The 2,998-nt window shown below is 64.4% G+C and carries 3 protein-coding genes; all 3 read left to right on the top strand.

What is annotated here, in order from left to right; all coding sequences use genetic code 11:
- Positions 1–133 precede the first annotated feature (133 nt).
- Complete coding sequence (sdhD, locus tag IGW04_RS25435; protein WP_194715335.1) at positions 134–505, top strand: succinate dehydrogenase, hydrophobic membrane anchor protein; 372 nt, start codon at positions 134–136, stop codon at positions 503–505.
- 2 nt (positions 506–507) lie between these two features.
- Entirely contained in the window at positions 508–2,286 is a 1,779-nt protein-coding gene (gene sdhA / locus IGW04_RS25430; RefSeq protein ID WP_194715883.1) for a succinate dehydrogenase flavoprotein subunit, read from the top strand.
- A 22-nt stretch (positions 2,287–2,308) separates the two neighbouring features.
- Positions 2,309–2,998: succinate dehydrogenase iron-sulfur subunit (locus tag IGW04_RS25425; protein ID WP_194715882.1), on the top strand; the 690-nt coding region annotated here is incomplete at its 3' end.

The raw sequence follows: 2,998 nt of genomic DNA, 5'->3' as shown, positions 1-2,998 counted from the left end.
CGCCACCTGTTCATGGACATGCACATGGGCCTGAGCAAGGAAGGCTCGCGCCACTCGGCCGCCAGCGTGCTGGCCATCAGCCTGTTTTTGACCCTCCTGGTCGCACTGAAACTGTTCGGAGTGTTCTGACACCATGGCCATCAAGCACAACAATATCGGCTCCAAGCGCCTCGTCGTCGGCGCCCACTATGGCTTTCGCGACTGGCTGGCCCAGCGCGTCACCGCCATCGTCATGGCCCTCTATACCGTCATCATCCTGGTGACCTTCCTCACAGGCAGCAATTTCAGCTATGAAGGCTGGGCCGGCATGTTCGCCCGCCAGTGGTTCAAGATCGCCACCTTCGTCACCCTGCTCGTGATGTTCTATCACGTCTGGGTCGGCATGCGCGACATCTGGATGGACTACGTCAAGCCCGTCGTCGCCCGCCTCTTGCTGCAAAGCGCCACCATCGTGTGGCTCATCGGTTGCGCCGGCTATGCGGCGCAGATTCTCTGGAGAGTGTAATCGTGGCAGCAATCAAATCTTCCATCCCTTCCCGCCGCTTCGATGTGGTCATCGTCGGCGCGGGCGGTTCCGGCATGCGCGCCTCGCTGCAACTGGCGGAGGCCGGCCTGAACGTGGCGGTGCTGTCCAAGGTCTTCCCGACCCGCTCCCACACCGTGGCCGCGCAGGGCGGCGTCGGCGCCTCGCTGGGCAACATGTCCGAGGACAACTGGTACTGGCACATGTTCGACACCGTCAAGGGCGGCGACTACCTGGGCGACCAGGACGCCATCGAGTTCATGTGCCGCGAAGCGCCCAAGGTCGTCTACGAGCTGGAACACTTCGGCATGCCGTTCGACCGCAATCCCGACGGCACCATCTACCAGCGCCCGTTCGGCGGCCATACCGCCAACTTCGGCGAGAAGCCGGTGCAGCGCGCCTGCGCCGCGGCTGACCGCACCGGCCATGCGATGCTGCACACGCTGTACCAGCGCAACGTGCGCGCCAAGACCCACTTCTTCGTCGAGTGGATGGCCATCGACCTGATCCGCGACGCCGACGGCGACGTGCTGGGCGTGGTGGCGCTGGAGATGGAAACCGGCGACGTGATGATGCTCGAAGCCAAGACCACCATCCTGGCCACCGGCGGCGCCGGGCGCATCTGGGCGGCATCGACGAATGCCTTCATCAACACCGGCGACGGCATGGGCATGGCGGCGCGCGCCGGCCTGCCGCTGGAAGACATGGAGTTCTGGCAGTTCCACCCGACCGGCGTGGCCGGCGCGGGCGTCTTGATCACCGAGGGCGTGCGCGGCGAGGGCGGCATCCTGATCAACAGCAATGGCGAACGCTTCATGGAGCGCTATGCGCCCACGCTGAAGGACCTGGCGCCGCGCGACTTCGTGTCGCGCTCGATGGACCAGGAGATCAAGGAAGGCCGCGGCTGCGGTCCGAACAAGGACCACGTGCTGCTGGATTTGCGCCACATCGGCGCCGAGACCATCCAGAAGCGGCTGCCGTCGATCCTGGAGATCGGCCACAAGTTTGCCAACGTGGACGCGACCAAGGAACCGATTCCGGTCGTGCCGACGATTCACTACCAGATGGGCGGCATCCCGACCAACATCTACGGCCAGGTGGTGGCGCCGAAGAACGGCAACCCCAACGAGATCGTCAACGGCCTGTACGCGGTGGGCGAATGCGCCTGCGTGTCGGTGCACGGCGCCAACCGCCTGGGCACCAACTCGCTGCTGGACCTGCTGGTGTTCGGCCGCGCGGCCGGCAACCATGTGGTGAACAGCAACCTGAAGGCGCGCAGCAACAAGGACCTGCCGGCCGATGCGGCCGACCTGGCGCTGTCGCGCCTGGCCAAGCTGGAAACCTCCACCGGTTCGGAGCGGGTGCAGGACGTGGCCAACGACATCCGCGCCACCATGCAGCACTACTGCGGCGTGTTCCGCACCGACGAGCTGCTGCAGCAGGGCTACAAGGAAATCATGGTGCTGGACGAGCGCAGGAAGCATGTGTCGTTCAAGGACAAGTCCAAGGTGTTCAACACGGCGCGGGTCGAAGCGCTGGAGCTGGACAACCTGATCGAGACGGCCAAGGCCACCATCACCTCGGCGGCGGCGCGCAAGGAATCGCGCGGCGCGCATGCCCACCGCGACTTCGAGAAGCGCGACGACGAGAACTGGATGAAGCACACCCTGTTCTACTCCGAGGGCAACCGCCTGGAATACAAGCCGGTGCAAACCAGGCCGCTGACGGTCGAGACCTTCAAGCCCAAAGCCCGCACCTTCTGAACGCATACAGGGAACACAGACCATGCCACGCACAGTCAAATTCAAGATATACCGCTACGACCCGGACAAGGATGCCAAGCCCTACATGCAGGACCTGACGGTCGAGCTGAAGGACACCGACAAGATGCTGCTGGACGCGCTGCAGCGCATCAAGGCCGATGTGGACGATTCGCTGGCGCTGCGCCGCTCGTGCCGCGAAGGCGTGTGCGGCTCGGACGCGATGAACATCAACGGCAAGAACGGCCTGGCCTGCACCACCAACCTGAACGAGCTGAGCCAGCCGATCGTGCTGCGTCCGCTGCCGGGGTTGCCGGTGATCCGCGACCTGATCGTGGACATGACCAACTTCTTCAAGCAGTACCATTCGATCAAGCCGTTTTTGATCAACGACACGATCCCGCCGGAGAAGGAGCGCCTGCAGTATCCGGCCGAGCGGGAAGAGCTGGACGGCCTGTACGAGTGCATCCTGTGCGCCTGCTGCTCGACGTCGTGCCCATCGTTCTGGTGGAACCCGGACAAGTTCGTCGGTCCGGCCGGCCTGCTGCAAGCCTACCGCTTCATTGCCGACAGCCGCGACGAGGCCACCGGCGAGCGCCTGGACAACCTGGAAGATCCGTACCGCCTGTTCCGCTGCCACTCGATCATGAACTGCGTCGACGTCTGCCCCAAGGGCCTGAGCCCGAATGCGGCCATCGGCAAGATCAAGGAGCTG

Source organism: Noviherbaspirillum soli (assembly GCF_015352955.1).
Taxonomy (GTDB): domain Bacteria; phylum Pseudomonadota; class Gammaproteobacteria; order Burkholderiales; family Burkholderiaceae_D; genus Noviherbaspirillum_A; species Noviherbaspirillum_A soli.
The sequence above is the reverse complement of the archived record's forward strand: the minus strand, read 5'-3'. Positions and strand labels throughout refer to the sequence as shown.

What these genes read in the sequence shown, in the direction of transcription:
- sdhD (WP_194715335.1), top strand. Translation starts at nt 134, where the DNA reads ATGGCCATCAAGCACAACAATATCGGCTCCAAGCGCCTCGTCGTCGGC.